The 19,234-nt window shown below is 47.6% G+C and carries 21 protein-coding genes, 1 pseudogene and 1 riboswitch; of the genes and pseudogenes, 3 read left to right on the plus strand and 19 right to left on the minus strand.

The window, feature by feature from the left end; translation table 11 throughout:
* Positions 1 to 47: 47 nt before the first annotated feature.
* The 11 genes and pseudogenes from PUR_RS21185 to PUR_RS21235 all read right to left on the minus strand — a co-directional run bounded on the left by PUR_RS21185 (position 48) and on the right by PUR_RS21235 (position 8,240).
* On the minus strand, positions 48 to 317 hold the full coding sequence (locus PUR_RS21185) for a hypothetical protein (protein WP_025336302.1): 270 nt from the start codon (positions 315 to 317) through the stop codon (positions 48 to 50).
* Between the two features lie 405 nt (positions 318 to 722).
* A pseudogene (locus PUR_RS21190) lies at positions 723 to 1,173 on the minus strand (NUDIX domain-containing protein).
* 275 nt (positions 1,174 to 1,448) lie between these two features.
* Entirely contained in the window at positions 1,449 to 2,060 is a 612-nt protein-coding gene (locus PUR_RS21195) for a hypothetical protein (RefSeq protein WP_179036957.1), read from the minus strand.
* Between the two features lie 212 nt (positions 2,061 to 2,272).
* Positions 2,273 to 2,893, minus strand: coding sequence for a DUF3885 domain-containing protein (locus tag PUR_RS21200; protein WP_179036958.1), 621 nt, complete (start codon positions 2,891 to 2,893; stop codon positions 2,273 to 2,275).
* Between the two features lie 254 nt (positions 2,894 to 3,147).
* On the minus strand, positions 3,148 to 3,609 hold the full coding sequence (locus PUR_RS21205; RefSeq protein WP_179036959.1) for a DUF4362 domain-containing protein: 462 nt from the start codon (positions 3,607 to 3,609) through the stop codon (positions 3,148 to 3,150).
* A 388-nt stretch (positions 3,610 to 3,997) separates the two neighbouring features.
* On the minus strand, positions 3,998 to 4,462 hold the full coding sequence (locus PUR_RS21210; protein ID WP_179036960.1) for a hypothetical protein: 465 nt from the start codon (positions 4,460 to 4,462) through the stop codon (positions 3,998 to 4,000).
* Positions 4,463 to 4,706: 244 nt separating this feature from the next.
* Positions 4,707 to 5,216, minus strand: coding sequence for a CHAP domain-containing protein (locus PUR_RS21215; protein ID WP_179036961.1), 510 nt, complete (start codon positions 5,214 to 5,216; stop codon positions 4,707 to 4,709).
* A gap of 256 nt (positions 5,217 to 5,472) precedes the next feature.
* On the minus strand, positions 5,473 to 5,928 hold the full coding sequence (locus PUR_RS21220) for a CDI toxin immunity protein (protein ID WP_179036962.1): 456 nt from the start codon (positions 5,926 to 5,928) through the stop codon (positions 5,473 to 5,475).
* A 225-nt stretch (positions 5,929 to 6,153) separates the two neighbouring features.
* On the minus strand, positions 6,154 to 6,654 hold the full coding sequence (locus PUR_RS21225; RefSeq protein WP_179036963.1) for a GNAT family N-acetyltransferase: 501 nt from the start codon (positions 6,652 to 6,654) through the stop codon (positions 6,154 to 6,156).
* 189 nt (positions 6,655 to 6,843) lie between these two features.
* Positions 6,844 to 7,647 carry a tyrosine-type recombinase/integrase gene (locus PUR_RS21230; protein ID WP_179036964.1) on the minus strand — a complete coding sequence of 268 codons (804 nt, stop codon included), beginning with the start codon at positions 7,645 to 7,647 and terminating at the stop codon, positions 6,844 to 6,846.
* A 233-nt stretch (positions 7,648 to 7,880) separates the two neighbouring features.
* The gene (locus PUR_RS21235; protein ID WP_179036965.1) at positions 7,881 to 8,240 is read right to left on the minus strand and encodes a HesB/IscA family protein; all 360 of its coding nucleotides are present in this window, start codon (positions 8,238 to 8,240) and stop codon (positions 7,881 to 7,883) included.
* Positions 8,241 to 8,622: 382 nt separating this feature from the next.
* Here PUR_RS21235 and mqnE point away from each other — a divergent pair, with 382 nt between their 5' ends.
* Positions 8,623 to 9,729: an aminofutalosine synthase MqnE gene (gene mqnE / locus PUR_RS21240; protein ID WP_179036966.1), complete on the plus strand. Its 1,107-nt coding sequence runs from the start codon at positions 8,623 to 8,625 to the stop codon at positions 9,727 to 9,729.
* A 38-nt stretch (positions 9,730 to 9,767) separates the two neighbouring features.
* Positions 9,768 to 10,829, plus strand: coding sequence for an NAD(P)/FAD-dependent oxidoreductase (locus PUR_RS21245; protein ID WP_179036967.1), 1,062 nt, complete (start codon positions 9,768 to 9,770; stop codon positions 10,827 to 10,829).
* 12 nt (positions 10,830 to 10,841) lie between these two features.
* On the opposite strand, the gene PUR_RS21250 is transcribed toward PUR_RS21245, so the two are convergent.
* Positions 10,842 to 11,096 (minus strand): YuzB family protein, encoded by a 255-nt coding sequence (locus PUR_RS21250; protein WP_179036968.1) that lies wholly within the window; start codon positions 11,094 to 11,096, stop codon positions 10,842 to 10,844.
* An 82-nt stretch (positions 11,097 to 11,178) separates the two neighbouring features.
* Here PUR_RS21250 and PUR_RS21255 point away from each other — a divergent pair, with 82 nt between their 5' ends.
* Entirely contained in the window at positions 11,179 to 11,427 is a 249-nt protein-coding gene (locus PUR_RS21255) for a NifU family protein (protein ID WP_124694973.1), read from the plus strand.
* Between the two features lie 225 nt (positions 11,428 to 11,652).
* Here PUR_RS21255 and PUR_RS21260 read toward each other — a convergent pair whose 3' ends face one another.
* The 7 genes from PUR_RS21260 to PUR_RS21290 form a co-directional block, all read right to left on the minus strand.
* Complete coding sequence (locus PUR_RS21260; RefSeq protein ID WP_179036969.1) at positions 11,653 to 12,519, minus strand: MetQ/NlpA family ABC transporter substrate-binding protein; 867 nt, start codon at positions 12,517 to 12,519, stop codon at positions 11,653 to 11,655.
* 151 nt (positions 12,520 to 12,670) lie between these two features.
* Positions 12,671 to 13,339 (minus strand): methionine ABC transporter permease, encoded by a 669-nt coding sequence (locus tag PUR_RS21265; protein ID WP_179038020.1) that lies wholly within the window; start codon positions 13,337 to 13,339, stop codon positions 12,671 to 12,673.
* The gene (locus tag PUR_RS21270) at positions 13,339 to 14,355 is read right to left on the minus strand and encodes a methionine ABC transporter ATP-binding protein (protein WP_179036970.1); all 1,017 of its coding nucleotides are present in this window, start codon (positions 14,353 to 14,355) and stop codon (positions 13,339 to 13,341) included. The genes PUR_RS21265 and PUR_RS21270 overlap by 1 nt, the downstream gene beginning before the upstream one ends.
* A gap of 314 nt (positions 14,356 to 14,669) precedes the next feature.
* A riboswitch (SAM riboswitch) is annotated at positions 14,670 to 14,814 on the minus strand.
* Positions 14,815 to 14,895: 81 nt separating this feature from the next.
* Positions 14,896 to 15,615 carry a Cthe_2314 family HEPN domain-containing protein gene (locus PUR_RS21275; RefSeq protein ID WP_179036971.1) on the minus strand — a complete coding sequence of 240 codons (720 nt, stop codon included), beginning with the start codon at positions 15,613 to 15,615 and terminating at the stop codon, positions 14,896 to 14,898.
* 83 nt (positions 15,616 to 15,698) lie between these two features.
* Positions 15,699 to 17,471 carry a UbiD family decarboxylase gene (locus PUR_RS21280; RefSeq protein ID WP_179036972.1) on the minus strand — a complete coding sequence of 591 codons (1,773 nt, stop codon included), beginning with the start codon at positions 17,469 to 17,471 and terminating at the stop codon, positions 15,699 to 15,701.
* 25 nt (positions 17,472 to 17,496) lie between these two features.
* On the minus strand, positions 17,497 to 18,450 hold the full coding sequence (locus PUR_RS21285; RefSeq protein WP_179036973.1) for a COX15/CtaA family protein: 954 nt from the start codon (positions 18,448 to 18,450) through the stop codon (positions 17,497 to 17,499).
* A 395-nt stretch (positions 18,451 to 18,845) separates the two neighbouring features.
* Positions 18,846 to 19,190: a thioredoxin family protein gene (locus PUR_RS21290; protein WP_179036974.1), complete on the minus strand. Its 345-nt coding sequence runs from the start codon at positions 19,188 to 19,190 to the stop codon at positions 18,846 to 18,848.
* Positions 19,191 to 19,234: the final 44 nt, after the last annotated feature.

Genomic DNA, 19,234 nt, shown 5'->3' on the forward strand with positions numbered 1-19,234 from the left:
AGCAACTTCGAAGATTCACCCTTAAAATCGCTTTATTCATGCTTTATTTATTTGTTTATTGGCGACTTTTCCTTTTCCCATTCTGTAGGCCCTTCATTAGAAGGTATGAATCTCCTCCAATAGTCACCGGTTTGTTGATCAAATATTATGATATTGTTTTCGTTTACATTTATCATTTGATATCGATTGCCATTTTGGTCTTTACTGTCGTTCTGATTTGATTCTCCTTTAAAAGATATACCTAATAGAAAGCCAAATATTCCAGAAATGAGAACTAGCGTCAAAATAGAGACTGCGATAATTGTCTTGTTTTTCATTATTCCTCTCCCTCAATTCACTAGAAAATCCATCTTGCTGGTTTCAGATAACGTTCTGGTATTCACGAACCCGTTAGGGTTGTCTGCCTGCCAATCGCTTCCCCGATTTCTCTTCCGCAGACCCAGGGCGTTAGCCCGCAGCGTGAATGCTGTGTTATGAGATAGTTCGGGCCTTCCTTGAATCTGCTAAATTGTTCTTAATCTTAAGCACGTTCTCGATCTTAAAATCAGTCTTTGATCTGGATCGTCCCTTGAACTTAAATTATTTGTTTACGAATTTAACTATGTGTAGCCTGATCTTCTCGAATCGATCTTGTTTTACATTGTGTTATAGAGTAGTTAGGAGCTGGTTAGTTACTATAATCAGTTTGTGGTATTCCTTGAATTTACCTTTCAAAATATCTTTTAATATGTCTTTCTAATGATTGTATGATGTCGTTCTGTCGTCTTCTTCATCTCTAAGATTTCAAATATTCCTTCAGGGTATAAGGGTTTGATTCGTAATTCATCAATTGTTTTCCATTTTAACTTTATTCCTTCACATTCTTTATGCAATTGAACTGTACAAGATCTGATTCGGTGTTAAGTTTACACCAATGAAGTAATGTACAGTCATGTCTTTGCTTTCCGTCATACTCTATAATACTTTCATTTATTAATGCGAGGTCCCAACTGAAACTGTTAAATCAAATCCTTCTAGTAATTCTCTAACTATTGCTTCACTTGCTGTTTCACCAAATTCGATGCTCCCACCAGGAAATCTGTAAAAGGATTCATCCGTATCACATTGAACTAAAAATCTTGTGAATTCATGATTACAAATAATTCCTTCCGCTCTTTGTAGTGGCTTTGGCATACACTATTCATCCTTCTCCTATTATTTCTTGTAATTTGATCTTAATGGTTTATTGTCTTTATGTTATAGACGGTTTCCGATAACGTTCCCGCATTCACGAACCTGAGAGCCTTAAGGGCATAGGCCCGGCCGCGACGCGGTTAGGTTCGCAGGGTTGTCGCCTGAATCTGCTCCCCTGATATCCCTCTGGCGACCAAGGGACTCGGAGAGTACGGCAGCGTGAATGCATTGTTATGTGATGTCAACGACATCTTCGAATTACTGGGAGAGCCCTTTCAATGATTACTTCTCACGGATTCCGACTTATCTATTATTCTGGTCACGCATTCGGGAAAATGTGTATTAAATTCACGACGCTTAGATTGAATTGTCGTGGTGTTAACATCAATAAAATCACATTCTCTAGCCAGTACTATGAATTGTTTCGGCAAATTTTCTTGAAAAGTTATATATGCCGTTATACTGTGTCCATCACTTTTATGTGGCCTGTCCTTCCATGGAGTCTTAGTGCCCTGACAAGAATATTTAGTTCGAAGTCCCATTAAGTTTAATCTATTTATTATGTCTACAATTTCCTCATCAATTTCATTATTGTTACGTCGCTCCACGGTATCCTTCTTGATATTGAACTGTTCCCGGTAATTTATGTCTCCACAAAATTTTGAAATAAATCGTTTATAATGATTGTCACTATAGTCACTAACGAGAAAGTGCCTATAATACTCATCAACAATATGGTTATTGATATCAAACAGTCTAATATTACAAGTATAGCAGCCTTCATTGTTATCAGGTTGAAAATCATAAGTATATGCAGACAATGTAAATACAGCCCTTTTGCCTTCCTCAATTTTCCGCCTTGTCTTTTCTTCCAGCATGAGCCCCACAAAATCCCTCCTATTCAGAACATTTCATGATCTTACCGTTGATTTCATATAACATTTGTGTATTCACGACGTCCCACCACCTTAATCCCGTAGGGCGGCCGCGATGCGGTTAGGTGATGCGGATGTGTCCAGCTGATTACTCTCCTCTGAAATGCCTCGGGCGGACCGAGGGCCGAATGGCCCGAAGCGTGAATATGGTGTTAGACAAAGGATCACTCTTCCTTGTATAAACTATCAAAATACTCTCTCCAATAGTTCACTATCCAATCATTATATTTAACATAGAGATGTCTTAATTGTTCCTTAGATCTAGAATGAATGATACAACCTCTATCATCATACATGTTAAATACAATGTTCTTATCTTTACTAATAAAATATACTCTTTGACCTATAGATGGCTCTATGCCCTGCTCATAATGACTAATTCCTTCAAGTATTTCTCTATATGGAAATGATGAAACGAGCCCTGTTAAGACTTTGATTTGATATTCATTTTTTATTTCAATTCTATTTCCTTCATCATCCACGTCTTCATCTAAATCAAATAATGTTTCTTCTTCTATTGTCTTACCATTCAGTAGTTCGTAAATATATTCATGTGTTGTATTACCAAACATAGGATCTTCTTGATTACCCCAATCTTTGATAAAAACATAGATAAAGTCACTTTGATTAAATGTTTCTTCAAATATAGTTACAACTCTTTGGTTTACTTGTTTTATTCTTCGATTGGATCCATTACGAAATGGTTCTCCTAGTTCAAATCTAATATGAACATCACTTCCGAAATTCGGAAAGTTATTATCAATGTATTCAATAATGTTTTTCATTTGACACTCCTATAATCCTTAATTAATAGTTCTTGTGATCTTTCGTCTAACGTTACCGTGTTCACGACGTCCATTCACCTTAAGCTGCCAGAGTCGTGCGACTAGCACGATCTCGACCGGCCGCGATGCGGTTAGGTGAATGGATGTGTCCCGGCAATCAATTCCTCGACATACCTTGAGGCGGCTTCTCCGCCGATACGTGAACACATTGTTAGATGAAGTAAATGCCTTCTTTGAATATCCTGGATAATTCTTTATTGTTCTATTTCAAATCTAAAATGACTACCTATTTCAGCATTCTTTCCTGTACACTCCTCTAACTTATATTCTATTGTTGTTCCATTAATATTCTTGGTAAAATTGTTACATACTGTACTTTTCACATTGCTCGAACCAAATTTATCATTTGAATTATCATATTTGTATGTAATGGATTTTCCATCAAAATTAAAATCATAAAATATTGGATCGCCTTCAATTGTATACCGGGTTATTCTTATTTTATCTTTCCTTTTTTCTTCTATATTGAGAATAAATGAATCTAATTTTTCTGCGTTCGTGACTTTTCCATGAAGATCAACAATATCGCCGCGATTAATCGCGGCATTAGAATCATATCCTCGATCACTTTCTTTAATATAATCATCTGAACTACTGCATGATATTAATGTTGTAAAAACTATCAATAGAACGATTGGTATTAATATATTCTTCAATGATATTCCCCCTCAATAACCTTGCATATATTTCACCTAACGTTGTTGTATTCACGAACCCGAGAGGCTTAAGGCAGCGCAGCTGCCGGGTCGAAGACTTAGCCTCGCAGGGTTGTCTGCCTGCCAATACCTCCTCGAAATTTCTTCCGCAGACCCAGGGCGTAGCCCGCAGCTTGAATGCATTGTTATGTGAAGTAACATGCTTTCAAGGGTAACCCTCAAATATCTTTATAAATAATCTCTATATTAGGTTTCTTAATCTCTATAAAATATCTAAATACTTTCTTTCTAAGTCTTAATAAAATTGATGCTGCCCGACCCAGAGTATCAAGAGATTTCTTTAGGTTCTTTCCTTCTCCAAGATATTTAAATACTAAATGCGTTGATATTAAGTCAGAAATAAAGCCCTCTCAGTCCCTTCAATAAGTTCAAATAATTCCAAGTCATAATTCTTTACTTTTTTGAGAACTTGTTTTAAGTCTTTATTATCTAACTTTGGATAATGAAATGAATTGTTCCTAAAGCTATTTAAGTTTGTGTATGTTCTCTGTTCTTCTTCTGTATCAAAAATCATTAATAATTCGTTAAAATCTTCTTGATCCTTACAATTAAACATAGAAATAAAGTCAGTTATCTCCTTGTACTGCATTGAGTCCTTAAAAAAATCTACTGCTTCTTTTAAATGAGAAGAAGCTAATTTAAAAAAATAAAGCGACAATGCAGAGTGTTCTTCTTGCTTGGAATGTTGTTCAATCTTTGAATTAGTAAATAAAAGGTCATTACTAATTGAATAAAATTGAATTACCCACCTGGATACAGCATCGTTTGAGTCAAATATTTCACCAATTCTCATTCCCCCTATATAACCCCTTTATAATTTTTTGTATTCCGTGTTATTTCACATAACGTTTCAGCATTCACGAACCCGAGAACCTTAAGGGGCTTTGTCCCGGCCGCGACGCGGTTAGGTTCCCAGGGTTGTCCGCTGAATTCACTTCTCCGAATTGCCTCTGCGGACCGAGGTCGGCGGATGCCGACCGATATGTGAATGCGGTGTTATGTGATGTTATCGCCTTCATTGAGTTTACTTCCAGTATCTATGCCATGTATTGATACGTATCGTCAATCCTAATAAATCCATTAACATTCTTAAGTCGATCCCTATGGAATATGCCTGATCGATTGTGAAAATTACCTTCTGCTGTAATTACTTTATCCTTGTCCATGCCCAGAACCACTCCAATGTGATCTTGGGGCCCGTCACCTAAAATGTTATCGAAGATAATCAAATCCCCATGTTCTGGGGTATAAGTTAGGTCACTTGCTTGAAAGTAAAATCCAGTTAATTGACTCCAATCTAACCAAGCTTTAACCCATGCAAAATTGCAAGTAACGGGTTCCGGATATCGAATTGGAAGCTTCAACCCAGCTTCACAGCAACAGTGATATACAAAAGCAGCACACCAATCGAATCCTATATTCTTATCCTTCCTAGGAAAATACCCAAGTATTGGTTCTAAATCAGGTCCACATTTCTTATCATTTCCAACCAAAGGTCTTGAGGCTAGTTCTTTGGCAATTTCAGCAATTATAATTCTTCTACTCACGGCTGTTTCTCCTCGAGACTTTTTGTTTTTGCGATAATTTCACATAACGTCCTGGTATTCACGAACCCGAGAGCCTTAAGTGAGCGTAAGCGAACGGGTCGTCAGACTTAGGTTCGCAGAGGTTGTCCGGCTGATTCTGCTTCCTGACTTCTTAACTTCGGCCGGACCAAGGAGCGTTAGCGACGCAGCGTGAATACGGTGTTATGGGATGTTGACAACTTCTTCGATTAACCAATATAAATCTTTGGATAGTTCCTTAGTGTTTATAGCCTTTCCTAATCATTCCATCATGAAATAACTCGATCACATAATCATTTTCCTTATATATCCATACATCTGGAGAAACAGCTGTTACATCATCAATATTCTTTAGAATCTCAACTAGTTTTGCTTCGATAACCGGTTCTTCGCCATGACTCCATACAATTAGGCACCGTTCTTCTAAATCAGTCAGATTCTTATTTAGATCTTCGATAGTTATCTCTTGATATTGCTTGTTCTTCCAGTCTATTCGGCCATACGTAGTAAATGGGTATTCTTCTTCAAATTTTTGATAGATCTCTTCCGTTTTCTGTTGGCTATAAATAGCCACTTCATCCCCAAGAGCGACCAAGCATTCTTCAAATAAAGAGTTGGACATTTTCTTTTTGTTTTTCGACTTTTGTCGTTCAAGTAGGTATTGAAGTCTATTTCTTCTTTCATTTACATCCATGTCTAGCCCTCACTAATAGTTTTGTGTCAATTTCCCATAACGTTGTTGCATTCGCGAACCCGAGAGGCTTAAGGCGCACCAGCGCCGGGTCGCCAGACTTAGCCTCGCAGGGTTGTCTGCCTGCCAATCGCTTCTGTGATTTCTCTTCCGCAGACCGAGGGCGTTAGCCCGCAGCGTGAATGCTGTGTTATACGTAGTTACCGCCTTCCTTGAGTCGCTTAAAAATCACGCTTGCTTCATTAATATGTAATAATCTAGATTATCCTTCAATTCTACTTGTTTTATAAAATTCATTTTGTTAAGTAATCTTTGTGAGCGTATATTTTCATTTTCGACGGTTGCTTCAATATAGGTTAAATCCATAATATCAAAACCCATTCTAATAACTTCTTCTAATGCTTCTTGCATTAAGCCTTGTCCCCAATATCTAGACGATAAATCAAAACCAATTTCTGCTCTTGAATTTTGTCCTTTTTCCCAACAATGGAACCCACACGTTCCAACCAATTCATTATTAGTCTTATCAAAAATCCCGTATCTGCACCCTGCATCATCTATATGAAATTGTATTATCTCCTCTGCTTCTCTGATATCTTGACATACCTCTATATCCATATATCGTGTTACTTCTGAATCGGAGAAGTGCCGGAGAACCAATTTAGCATCCAATAAAGTCAGTTCCCTCAGTAACAATCTTTTCGTTTCAATCTTTGGGAATTCCACCATTCGAAGTTCGCCCTCACTATTCTATTTTTGAATTTCCAAAGCGGTAATTACGTATAACGACTTATCTCTGAACTTCCTATATCTCTTTAATACTGGGTATCTCTGTACTTCGTGAATCCAACATTGGATTCTTTATTCATGTACCAGCGCACATCTACCCCACCAGTCGCCTCCAACCATATTCCTGCCCTACATCCGGTCCAGAGGACTCTGAATCCGCCGGATATCCTTTACACTTACATGGGTATATCGCTCTGTCGTACGAGAACTCTGATGGCCGAGCAACTCCTGGATATAGCGCAGATCAATTCCGTTTTCAAGCAGGTGAGTGGCAAAAGAATGACGCAGCGCATGGATGCCTAACTTTTTCATCACACCGGAGGCGGAGAGCGCCTTTTCGAATACTTTTTGCACGGATCGTTCGGTCAGATGTCGGCCGGGAGTTTGTCCGGGGAACAGCCAAGGTTCGGGTTTCTCCTGCTCCACATATTTACGGACCAGCTGATAAGCGGCATCGGACAGCAGGGTAATCCGGTCTTTCCTTCCCTTCCCTTGGCGCACACGCAGCACCTTCCGAGCGTTGTCGCAATCCTCAATCCGGAGCCGAACCACCTCGCCAACCCGCAGGCCCGAAGAATAAGTCAAGTACAGAATCGCCTGGTGCTTCAGGTTGTTCACGGCTTTTAGAACGAGCATCACCTCATCAAGCGAAAGCACATTCGGCAGCTTGTTCTCCTTTTTGGGCCTGATATAAGGAGCGGTTTCTTTCAGGTTAAGAACATGCCGGAAATAGAATTTCAGCGCGCTGATCGCCTGGTTGACGTAGGCATGGGAGTACTCCCGTTTGAGCAAATATAGAGTATACGACTGAACGAGAGATTCATGGGTCCAAGAGTTCCGGTCCACCTTCACTTCATCATTAGAGCAGGCATTCAGCAACTTTTCGATGTTAACGATAGTGTAGGGAATCGTCCATATGCCTTCGTCTGGCATCCACTTCCTCCCCGGTATAGATTTTAACTTCTGGATGTCCGCTTTGCCGAACCTGTTGATTTGGATCCCAATCGTTCGCTCATCGCGCACACTCAGCCTAATTCCCACCTCATTTTCCCCTCCAGTATAACCTCTTTTCAAAAATATGGGATATAAAAAAAGAGACTCCAAGGCTCATCGCCTCAAAGTCTCCGCTGCTTTCGGAATCAAGTATTCTGCTGTTTTTACCTACCTCAGCAAGGCTCCTCGCTCGGTTTCCCTTCATCCGTCGCCGTTCTGAAGCTGTGCCCGCACCCGCAGGTGGCGCTGGCGTTCGGGTTGTTGATGGTGAAGCCGCCGGTCATGCCGGATTCCTCGAAGTCGATTTCGAGGCCCTCGAGAAGACGCAGGCTGTCTTTTTCCATGACGACCTTGAGGCCCTTCACATCCATATAGACGTCCTGATCGGTCTCGTTGTCGTCAAAACCCATCGCATACGAAAATCCGCTGCATCCTCCGGGGTTTACGCCAAGACGAAGGAACATGTTCGGAATCTCCTGCGATTCGCGCATGGTCTTAAGCTGCTCCGCAGCCGCATCGCTGATAGAAATCATGGTTTCCAGCCTCCTTTAATTATCTATGGTATCGGCCGAGCTCGGCCAAAAGTTATTGTCTATATAAAGTAAAGTATACTTCACTCCACCCCGGTCCACAAGCCGCAGATGAAGGGACGAGAAGAATTCGGGGCGGTTGCTCACCTTTCAAGAGAGGTTTATAATAGGAAAAAGTAATACGCAAAATTCGAAATTTTGTCACGCGCGGCTTGAGACTTCATCAAAAATGAAATTGCTGCCGCTTCGATATGTTGTTCTTGAAAACATCTGCGTCGTTTTTTCCTTTGCGAGAAACAGCGGGATGTTTTCTTATTGGTAGGCCGCAACGTTATGCCCATGCTGGCTAAGCCTCTGATCTCAAACCTTACTAGGAGGAATCATAATGTCTACTCTTATTACTCCCCACACCGATGCCAGAATGGCTGATATTATTGAAAAGGTTCACGCCGGCGAGCGATTGACCTTGGAGGATGGCGTTTATTTATATGATAGCAGCGATCTGCTGACCATCGGCCAGCTCGCAAACGAAGTCAACCGGCGGAAGAATGGGAACAAAGTGTATTTTATCGAAAATATGAGCTTGTACTTTACGAATGTGTGCGAATCGCGCTGCGCGTTCTGCAATTTCCGCAAGGATGAGGGCGAAGAAGGCTCGTATACCCTCTCCGGCGAGGAAATGATCTCCTATGTGGAGCAGCATATTCACCCCGGCGTGCGCGAGTTCCACATTGTGGGCGGGCATAATGCGGGCGTTCCCTTCCAGTACTACGTCGATTCGCTTCAGGCGCTGCATGACCGCTTTCCGGAAGTTACATTGAAAGCTTATACGGCGGCGGAGATCGATTTCTTCACCCGGATCAGCGGTCTGAGCATCCGCGAAGTGCTGGAACGCTTGCAGGCGGCAGGCCTTAAGACGCTGACGGGCGGAGGAGCGGAAATTCTTTCCGATCAATACCGCCAAAAAATGCATGTCGACAAAGCAAATGTCGAAGAATATTTGGAGGTGCACCGGCAGGCGCACAAACTCGGCATGCGGACCCATACGACCATGCTGTACGGCTCCATTGAGTCCCATGAGGACCGCGTCCGGCACATGCTGCAAATCCGCGAGCTTCAGGACGAAACGAACGGCTTCATGGTGTTCATCCCGCTGTCGATGCAGCCCAAGAGCAAGAACGCCGGCATCATGCGCCGGAACTCCGCGTACGAAGATCTCAAGACCATCGCCGTCAGCCGGCTGATGCTCGACAACATCGACCATATCAAAGCTTACTTCATTAATATCGGGCCGCAGTTGACCCAGGTATCGCTGAGCTTCGGCGCTTCGGATGTGCACGGAACGATTCTGAAGGAACGGATCAGCCATTCCGCGGGCGCGCTGACTCCCGAAGGTCTTACACGTGAAGAACTGATTTGGATGGTGAAGGGCGCCGGCAAAATCCCGGTTGAGCGCGATACCTTCTACAACGAGATCAAGGTATACGAATAACCACACCCATTTCACAGTTGAAAGGAAGACCGGACTGCATGAAGAAACTGCTTGTACTCGGCGGCGGCTACGGCGGCCTCGCATTGATCCAGGAATTGCTTGAGCACCATCTCCCGAGCGATGTGGAAATCGTCCTGATTGACCGGATGCCCTTTCAAGGCATCAAAACGGAATATTATGCGCTTGCCGCCGGTACGGTTTCCGATCATGATCTTCGTATCTCCTTTCCCGTCCACCCGAAGCTCTCCATCAAGTACGGCGAAGTCGGTTCCATCGATCTGGAGAGACAGATCGTCTTCATGGCAGACGGCGAGCCTGTACCCTACGACCTGCTCGCTATCGCTCTGGGCTGCACGGATAACTATCACGGCATTCCCGGCGCCGAGGAACATACCTGCAGTATCCAGACTCTCTCGGGGACAAGAGAGACCTACCGCCGCCTGAACGATGTGAAGGCGTACGGCACCGTCAACATCGTCGGCGGCGGCCTTAGCGGGGTCGAGCTTGCAGCCGAGCTGCGTGAAAGCCGGCCTGATCTGAACATTTCTATTCTCGACCGGGGCGAGCGGGTGCTGTCCGCCTTTCCCGCCAAGCTGTCCCAGTACGTCGAGGAATGGTTTAGCGAGCATCAGGTGCAGACGCTCAGCCGGATTTCGGTCTCCCACATCGAGAAGGATGCGGTCTTCAACGGTTCGCAAGCGATCGTTTCGGACGTTACGGTCTGGACTGGCGGCATCCAGCCGGTCAAGGTCGTACAGGCTCTAAATTTGGACAAGGACCGCGGCGGAAGAGTGATTCTCGGCCAGTATTATAACGTCCAGGAATATCCTGAGGTTTATGTGATCGGCGACTGCGCCAGCCTGCCGTTTGCGCCCAGCGCCCAAGCGGCGGGCGCCCAGGGCGAGCAGGTGGCGCAGATTTTGCGTGCCCTGTGGCGAAATGAGACGCCGAGGCTGCATAAAATCAAGCTGAAGGGAACGCTTGGTTCCTTGGGGAAAACCGAAGGCTTCGGCCTTCTAGGCAGCCGTTCCGTCATGGGCCGGGTGCCTCGCCTTCTGAAGAGCGGAGTGCTGTGGATGTCCAAGCGGCATTTCGGTTAATGCCCGGCCCGGTCAGTCTATTTCGAGATTGTCCCAGGCTTCCAGTTCCTTGATCTTGGTCTCAATGGCGGCCTCCAGCTCTTCAGCCGAATCGGCGGCAATGATTTCACCGTTTACCATGGCGAACGGCTCAAAGCGGCACTGGCTGCAGTTTCCGAGACAGCTGTACTCGACAACATCGTAATCCGGATTTTGTTCCAGTTGATTCTTAAGCACTTCGGTGCCATGTCCCAGGTTGCTGACACAAAATTCAATAATTGGTCTCATGTTGATCTCCTTGGCCCTTACTAACCGTTTTATTTTTTAAATATTTGTACTATAATATACGTACGAAAGGAGTGATTGAGAAATGAGTGAGAATACACAAAGCACTAGCATGTACGACGAAGTGCTGGAAGTTCTTGATAAACTGCGCCCGTTTCTGCAGCGCGATGGCGGTGACGTTGAACTGATCGACGTTGAAGACGGTATCGTGAAACTGAAACTGATGGGTGCCTGCGGCAGTTGCCCAAGCTCCACAATTACGCTGAAAGCCGGAATTGAACGTGCTCTGATCGAAGAAGTTGAAGGCGTCCAGGAAGTCGTTCAAGTATTCTAATTTTTGCGTATACACCGTCCCGGTTGTTTGCTTAGGCAAACGGCCGGGATTTTTTTGAGTTTATATTTCGGGGCCATTTTGCGCCCTCCCTAACCTATCGGTCATTATATTAAATTTTATGTTTCTCTACAACCTTGTCTCCTACCTAGGAGAACCGCCCAGTCCATTAAAAAATCCCGCACACCCAAAATCGGGCGGTGCGGGATTTGTTCAAATAGCGGATGATTAGAACGCCGGGATGATGGAGCCTTGGTACTTGTCTTCAATAAACTTCTTCGCTTCCGGGGAAGTCAGCGCGGCCGCCAGCTTCTTGATCGCGTCTTTCTCCTTGTCATCCGGACGGGTTACGAGCAGATTCGCATATGGGGAATCTCCGCTCTCGATGAACAGGGCGTCCTTCGTCGGAACGAGTCCCGCTTCCAGAGCGTAGTTGGCATTGATCAGCGCAAGGTCGACTTCATCCAGCTGACGCGGCAGGTTGGCGGCTTCCAGCTCGATGATCTTGAGATTCTTTTTATTTTCGGTGATATCCGATTTGGTAGACGAAATATTGTTAGGGTCCTTAAGCGTAATCAGACCGTTCTTCGCCAGCAGAATCAGCGCACGGCCGCCGTTGGTAGCATCGTTAGGGATGGCCACTTTCGCACCGTCTTTCAATTCGTCGATCGATTTAATTTTTTTGGAGTAGGCGCCAAAAGGTTCAACATGGACAGCGGCGACCGATGTCAGATTCCAGCCGTTCTTTTGGTTCTGGTCGTCCAGATAAGGCTTGTGCTGGAAGAAGTTCGCGTCCAGTTCGCCTTCGGCAAGCTGCAGGTTCGGCTGTACATAATCGGTGAATTCCTTGACTTCAAGCTTGATGCCCTGCGCTTCGAGCAGCGGAGCGATGGCATTCAGAATTTCGGCATGCGGAATCGGAGAAGCTCCGACAACCAGGGTAATCAGTTCTGCGCTCGGTGCAGCAGAAGCTCCGGCAGCAGGCGCATCGGATGCGGCGGCATTGGAGGCTTTGTTTCCTCCGTTGTTAGAGCCGCAAGCAGCCAGCACCGCAATCAGCGTCAGGCTGAGCAAGGTCAACAGCAATTTTTTCATTTGTAAATCCCCCTCTGAAGTATGTTTGTTTTTTTAACGGAAGCCCGTACGGTTCCCCAACCATCAGGTCCGCCAATTTCGGCGAAAGCCTCTGCTTCCAAGGAAGCTGAATGCGCCCTCGCCTGAATAAGGTATTTTATATAAATAGGCCTTATTTTCTTGTGAAGTGTCTTACCAGCCGGTCACCCGCCATCTGCAGCAGCTGTACCAGCACAACAAGCAGAATAATCGAGACAATCATAACTTCCTTCTCGTAACGCTGATAGCCGTAACGGATAGCCAAATCGCCCAGTCCGCCCCCGCCGACCATGCCTGACATAGCCGTGTACGAAACGAGCGTAACAACGGTTATCGTAATTCCGGCGAGCAGGCCCGGACGGGCCTCCGGCAGCAGCACACGCATCACGATCTGGGCTGTCGAAGCTCCCATTCCCTGCGCTGCTTCAATCACACCCCGGTCCACCTCGCGCAGCGACGTTTCAACCAGACGAGCGAAAAACGGCGCGGCTCCGATCACAAGCGGCGGAATGGTTCCCAGAACGCCGATTGAAGTGCCGACCACGGCCCGGCTGAACGGAATCAGCGCAATGACCAGAATGATAAACGGCACGGATCTCAGAATGTTAACAATAAAGGAAAGAACCGCATAAAAGCTTTGCACCAAAGGAATTTGCGATCTTCCCCATAAATATAACACAATTCCGAGTGGTAAACCAAGAATTATTGTGAAGACTGCGGAGTTTCCCAGCATTTTCAAGGTATCCAGCGTGCCGGTAAGCATTTCATCCCAGTCAACGGCTGAAAAATCAAGTCCGAATATCATGATAGCACCTCCACATCAAGTCCCTGCGCCGTCAGTTCGGAGATCGTTCTGCCGATGGCTTTGGCGTCCCCTTCGAAGCGGACAATCAACTGGCCGTACGGAGTGTCTTTAATGGTGGAGATGGTTCCCTGCAGGATTGCGAAGTTCACTCCGGTACCGCCGGCCACGCGCGACAGCGTCGACTCGTATGTCTTTTCCCCAAGAAACGTAATCTTGACCGCCGTCGCCCCGGTCGGATGCGGAGCATGCAGAGCCGCAAGGAGCGGACTATCGTCCTGGGCTTCGCTGCGGATGAACTCCTTCGTCACCTCGTGCTTCGGCTTCAGGAACACATCGGTCACCCGGCCCTGCTCAACTATCCCCCCGCCGTGGATCACGGCAACCCGGTCGCAAATGCTCTGAATGACATGCATTTCATGCGTAATCAGCACAATGGTCAGATTAAACTGCTTGTTGATGTCCAGCAGCAGCCTGAGGATCGAATCGGTCGTCTGCGGATCAAGTGCCGAGGTGGCCTCGTCGCACAGCAGCACATCCGGATCGCTGGCCAGCGCCCGGGCGATGCCGACACGCTGCTTCTGTCCGCCCGACAGCTGGGCCGGGTATTTGCCGCGGTGTTCCGTGAGGCCCACAAGCGCGAGAAGCTCATTCACCTTTCGGTCTACCGCGGCCTTCGGTGTGTGCGTCAGCCGGAGCGGAAAAGCGATATTGTCATACACGGTCGCCGACGAGAGCAGGTTGAAATGCTGAAAAATCATGCCGATCTTCCGCCGGCGCTCCTGCAGTTGGCTTTTGCCCAGCCGGGTCAGCTCGGTGCCGTCGATCCACACTTCGCCTTTCGTCGGACGCTCCAGCAGATTGATGCAGCGGATCAGCGTACTTTTACCCGCGCCGGAGTGGCCGATCACCCCGAAAATTTCCCCTTTTTCAATGTTAAGATTTACGCCCGAGAGCGCAGTGGCGGCGCTGCCGCCTTTTCCGTACACTTTGGTCAATCCTTTTAACTCTATCACTCTTTCTGCCCTCCCTATGCCCCCGAAAACAACAAATAAAAAACACCATCTAAGAAGAAACGGCTTCGCCGTCCTCTGGAAGAGGAAGGCATCTGTTTCTCGTAAAAATATCAGGTTAAGGATAAACGCGAAGTTTATACTTTCTGATATTTCTAGAAGAAACGCCTGACGGCGTCCTGAAGGACGCAGGGTGCGTTTCTCGTAGTAATATAAGGCTATTTATAAGCGTGAAAATTATAAATTCTTATATTCCAAAAAGCCCCCCGAATCTGTGCAGACCGCGGGAGGCTCTCTTAAGTGTAAAAGACAATGCCTTCTCATCTGCGCAAAGCCGTGAACCTGCCACAGCAATGTAGGAATTAGCACCATGACACTGATGTATTGGGCATATACCTTCGCCGCGCATCAATCGGTTGCCGGGCTTCATCGGGCCTGTCCCTCCGCCACTCTCGATAAGATTGGATATAAAATTTTCATGCCTTAGTATAAAATCTTTTACATGCTTTGTCAAAGATATTTTAAATGAAATCGTTTATTTTCTTATGATTTTCCCAGGCTCTTGCCAAGCTGTTCGTTGCTGTACGTGAACACTTCGACCAAGGTTTTGCATACCATTTCCAGTCCCTGGCGCAAATCCTCCAGATGTTCGTCGAGATCTTCAAGCCTGATTTTATCATGCAGTCCCTGATGCCGCTGCCACAGATCGTCCTGCATCTCGGAATTCATATAATGAATCTCGGCGTTGCGGCGCCCCCGCAGCTTCTGCATCGGATCGCGGTACGAATCCTTGATCTCCTCAAGCCTACCGGACAGTTCTCTATGCTTCTTGGTCGAGCGGAACCGCCGCAGCACGGTATAGTAGGAATAATGGGCTTTAACCCTAACGGTATTCAGATCGTACAGGCTGTTCAGCACCGTCCCAAGCTTGTCGAGCAGCGAGAATACGCGGATGAAGCCGTTTTTGTAAAAATAGACATAGCGCGCATAATCGCCCTGTTCGCTGACGGACATATCATCCATATAGCCCGCCTTAACCAATTTGCGGAAAAAGGAAGCGGCGAACAAGCTCTGCTCCAGTTCATCAAGCGAGGAAATCAGCCCGCGAATCCAGATTTCCAGCTTCCGGTACTCATGGTCCCGGTCCTCATGGGCATTCATTTCCGTGCGCAGCATGGACGCCATTTGAGCCATATTGTCTATGGCAGCCGCCAGCACGCCGGTATTTTCACGGGGAGGCTCCCCCAGTATAATCCGCAGCATATCCGTCCTCCTCTACACAGCACTAAATGTATCGTTAATAACGTTTATTAATTTCCTGGGGAATTGGCTTGTCCCTCTTTCGTTTACACTGTAGGGAAATAGTTCTTCCAGTTGCGGTCAACCAGCTCCACAATATCCTCGCGCGGGAACAGCTCATCCGGGTATCCGGGCTTCATACGGGCGTCGATGACGATCGGAAGCTCGTAGCCGATATGATGATTCTTAACCATAGCCTCGGCAAAAATATCGGTAGCCGGGTTGAAGCGGGTAAATACCGTCCACAGGAACGAGGTTTGCGTCTTCACCGTTTCAGCGGCATTGTCGACCAGAATGACCAGCGGCCACGCGGTGTTCTTCTCCCGAAGGGCGCCCACCAGTCGCTGCGGCAGCTCCGGATCCTCCGTATAGGACGGACCGGAAACGACCAGGCAGCCGCCGCAGTAAGGCAGCGCCGCGCGGATGCCGGGAAGATTGCCTTCCTCGTAGCTTCGCGGAAGCTCGCGCACCTTGCTGCCGATACCCATCAGGACGCCTTTGCTGCCGTGATTCATTCGCTGGCCGGTGTAATCGAGCGTATCATGCGATGTTTTGTTGAAAATAAACAAATCGACCGCCGGATTGAACCGCTCCAGCACCGTTTCCAGCAGCTTCGGGAAATCCGACAGGTCCACCGGCTCGTTCGTAAGGACCAGGAACTTGGTCAAAGACAGCTGCCCTTCGCCCAAGATGCGGAAGGCCGAAACCAGCGCTTCGCGCGAATAGCTTTCGCGCACGACGGCGGACGCCAGCGTATGGGAGCCCGATTCGGAGTACGCCCACAGGGAACGGACAGAAGGCATGACGAGCGGATAAGCCGGAGACAGCAGCCGCTGAAGGAAATCGCCGAGGTAATAATCCTCCTGGCGGGGCTTGCCGACAATAGTCGCCGGATAGATGGCATCCTTGCGGTGCCACATCCGCTGCACATTCATGACCGGGAAGTCATGCTTCAGCGAGTAGTAGCCGTAGTGGTCCCCGAACGGGCCTTCCGGCCTGCGCTCATGCGGCGGAACCAATCCGCGGATCACAAATTCCGCCTCCGCCGGCATACGGTGGCCGCCCATCGGGTCCTTGACCATCGGCAGACGGCCGCCCAGCACCATGGACGCCAGCAGCAGCTCGGGCATACGCTCCGGCACAGGAGCGATAGCCGTGGCGATCAGAGCCGGCGGACCGCCGATAAAGACGGATACCGGCAGCGCTTCGTTCCGCTGCTCGGCCTCATGATGGTGGAAGCCACCGCCCTTGTGAATCTGCCAGTGAACGCCTGTCGTTTGATCGTCGTATATTTGAATCCGGTACATCCCGAGATTATGGTCTTTCGAATTGGAAGGACTTTCCGTATAAACGAGCGGCAGCGTGACGAACGGGCCGCCGTCCTCCTGCCAGCTTGTGACTCGCGGCAATCCCTTCAGCGGATCGGTACTCTGACAAACGTTTAAGATAGGAGCCTCTCCCTGGGAAACATTCTTGATGCCGACCTTCAGCAGGTCAAGCAGCAGCCCTTTTTCCTTCCAGACGCCGGTTACCGTAGGCGGAAGAAGCGTTTCCACCGCGCCCATAAGCGATTTCATCAGCGCTTCGGGACGGGGGCCAAAAGCTTGATCCACCCGGCGCACCGTGCCGAACAGGTTGGTAACAACCGGAAAAGGAGTTCCTTTTACATTCGTAAACAACAGAGCCGGCCCCTCTTCCTGAATGACGCGGCGGTGTATCTCCGCCAGCTCCAGATAAGGATCGACTGGCGCTTCAATCACGGCAAGATCTTTGTCCTTCCGCAGTTGCTCTATCCATTGACGTAAATTACTGTATCCCAATATATTGTTCCTCCTCAAACCGACTCTATCCAAAATGGCTGGTTTCATCCGAAACAGCCTCTTTCTTTATCCTGCCAAGCTGCCAGACGCGCATGCTCATGTAGCACAGTACGCCGAACAGACCGGATATCAGCACAATATGGGCTAATGCGGCAAACAGGTACCACTGCTCATTATCCAACGTAAACACGACGCCCGCTCCGCTAAGAATCTGCAGCGCGCACAGAATGACGGCCGTAACTCCGAGCTTCTTAAGCTCGGGGTAAGCGCCGTAACGCCAGAACGACAAATGCCCAAGCGCCGCCACGAGTAGAAACAGCAGCATAGCCGCGACCCGGTGAAAGAACATAATGCCGACTCCTCCGGAAAGCTCCGGAATTACTTCTCCGTTGCACAAGGGCCAGCCCGAGCACCCGCCTTGCGAATCCGTATGGCTGACAAATGCGCCGATATACACGACGATATAAGCATAAATGGCGGTGATCCAGGTCAGCATGCGAAAGCTTCCCGCAAGCGGCGGAAGAGCGCCGGGCTGTTCGGCGGAGGGGCGCCTTCCCGCGCCAAGAGCCAGCATCAGCGAGCTGGCGAAGGCAATCAGCGAGAAGCCCATATGCAGCGCCATAACGGCGGCGGATTGCGGCCGGACGACCGCCAGCGCGCCCATGGCCGCTTGAATGACGACGAAGAGCAGCGTCATGAAGGCATACGCCTGCAAATCGCGGCGGTCCCGGGCATAGCGCCGGAAGGCAATCGCCGAGGCAAGCGAGAACAGGCCGGCAAGACCGCTGATCAGCCGGTGGCTCCATTCGATCATCTGTCCGAGCGTATAGGCCGGAACCAGCTTGCCATTACACAGGGGCCATTCATTTCCGCATTCGAGTCCGGACCCCGTTTTGGTGACCAGCGCTCCGCCAAGCAGGGCGAGAAACATAATGAGACAGGTTATGTACCCAAGCCATTTCAACTGTTTCGCCGTCAATTCCGATCACCCGCCGTTTCATGGGTTTTATGGAGCAAGAAGAAACGCCTGACGGCGTCCTGAAGGACGCGGGGTGCATTTCTCGTAGAAATATAAGGCCATTTATAAGCGTGAAACTTATAAATTCTTATATTTTGAAGAAGCTTTCCGGGCTTGCGTTACAGAAAGTTATGCGTTTCCATTATAACCGATAAGGGGAGATACGGCACACCTGCAAGTATATAATTTGAATTTCTCTTGCCGATATTCAAGAAGAAACGCTTGACGGCGTCTTTTTAAGACGCAGGTACGTTTTTCGTAGAAATATAAGACCAAATGATAAGCGCCCAGCTTATAAATTCTTATATTTTAAAAACGCCGCCTCCGCACGTACCCTGCGAAAGCGGCGAATCGCATTACTTGTGAATGGTCTGGTACACCTCGGACGCGCGGTTCAGAAAATCTTCAATTTCCTGTCTCGACTTGCGCAGCTTGTTGACGAACCGGACCAGTTCCCTTCCATCCGAATAGGCGACAAAGCTGGGGATGCCGAGTATATTCTGTTCCTGGCTGACTTCGCCAACCGCATCCACATCAACCTCTACCAGGGTCAGCTTATCTGCGTAATTCCGCTCAACCTCGGGCATAAACGGATCGATAAACTTGCAATCTCCGCACCAGTCTGCCTTGAATACGGCCACGGTCAGTCTTGGAGATTGGATGGCCACCTGAAATTCGGCCGCAGAGCTGATTTTGTCCATAACTTGCACCGTCCCTTCTGATATGACAATGGTTTCCCTTTAAG

The sequence above is a fragment of the Paenibacillus sp. URB8-2 genome, assembly GCF_013393385.1.
Taxonomy (GTDB): domain Bacteria; phylum Bacillota; class Bacilli; order Paenibacillales; family Paenibacillaceae; genus Paenibacillus_AQ.

Excerpts from the sequence above, each read along its gene's own strand:
- PUR_RS21185 (WP_025336302.1), bottom strand. The coding sequence starts at position 317 with ATGAAAAACAAGACAATTATCGCAGTCTCTATTTTGACGCTAGTTCTC.
- PUR_RS21200 (WP_179036958.1), bottom strand. The coding sequence starts at position 2,893 with ATGAAAAACATTATTGAATACATTGATAATAACTTTCCGAATTTCGGA.
- PUR_RS21210 (WP_179036960.1), bottom strand. The coding sequence starts at position 4,462 with ATGAGAATTGGTGAAATATTTGACTCAAACGATGCTGTATCCAGGTGG.
- PUR_RS21220 (WP_179036962.1), bottom strand. The coding sequence starts at position 5,928 with ATGGATGTAAATGAAAGAAGAAATAGACTTCAATACCTACTTGAACGA.
- PUR_RS21225 (WP_179036963.1), bottom strand. The coding sequence starts at position 6,654 with ATGGTGGAATTCCCAAAGATTGAAACGAAAAGATTGTTACTGAGGGAA.
- PUR_RS21230 (WP_179036964.1), bottom strand. The coding sequence starts at position 7,647 with ATGCCAGACGAAGGCATATGGACGATTCCCTACACTATCGTTAACATC.
- PUR_RS21235 (WP_179036965.1), bottom strand. The coding sequence starts at position 8,240 with ATGATTTCTATCAGCGATGCGGCTGCGGAGCAGCTTAAGACCATGCGC.
- mqnE (WP_179036966.1), top strand. The coding sequence starts at position 8,623 with ATGTCTACTCTTATTACTCCCCACACCGATGCCAGAATGGCTGATATT.
- PUR_RS21245 (WP_179036967.1), top strand. The coding sequence starts at position 9,768 with ATGAAGAAACTGCTTGTACTCGGCGGCGGCTACGGCGGCCTCGCATTG.
- PUR_RS21250 (WP_179036968.1), bottom strand. The coding sequence starts at position 11,096 with ATGAGACCAATTATTGAATTTTGTGTCAGCAACCTGGGACATGGCACC.
- PUR_RS21255 (WP_124694973.1), top strand. The coding sequence starts at position 11,179 with ATGAGTGAGAATACACAAAGCACTAGCATGTACGACGAAGTGCTGGAA.
- PUR_RS21260 (WP_179036969.1), bottom strand. The coding sequence starts at position 12,519 with ATGAAAAAATTGCTGTTGACCTTGCTCAGCCTGACGCTGATTGCGGTG.
- PUR_RS21275 (WP_179036971.1), bottom strand. The coding sequence starts at position 15,615 with ATGCTGCGGATTATACTGGGGGAGCCTCCCCGTGAAAATACCGGCGTG.
- PUR_RS21290 (WP_179036974.1), bottom strand. The coding sequence starts at position 19,190 with ATGGACAAAATCAGCTCTGCGGCCGAATTTCAGGTGGCCATCCAATCT.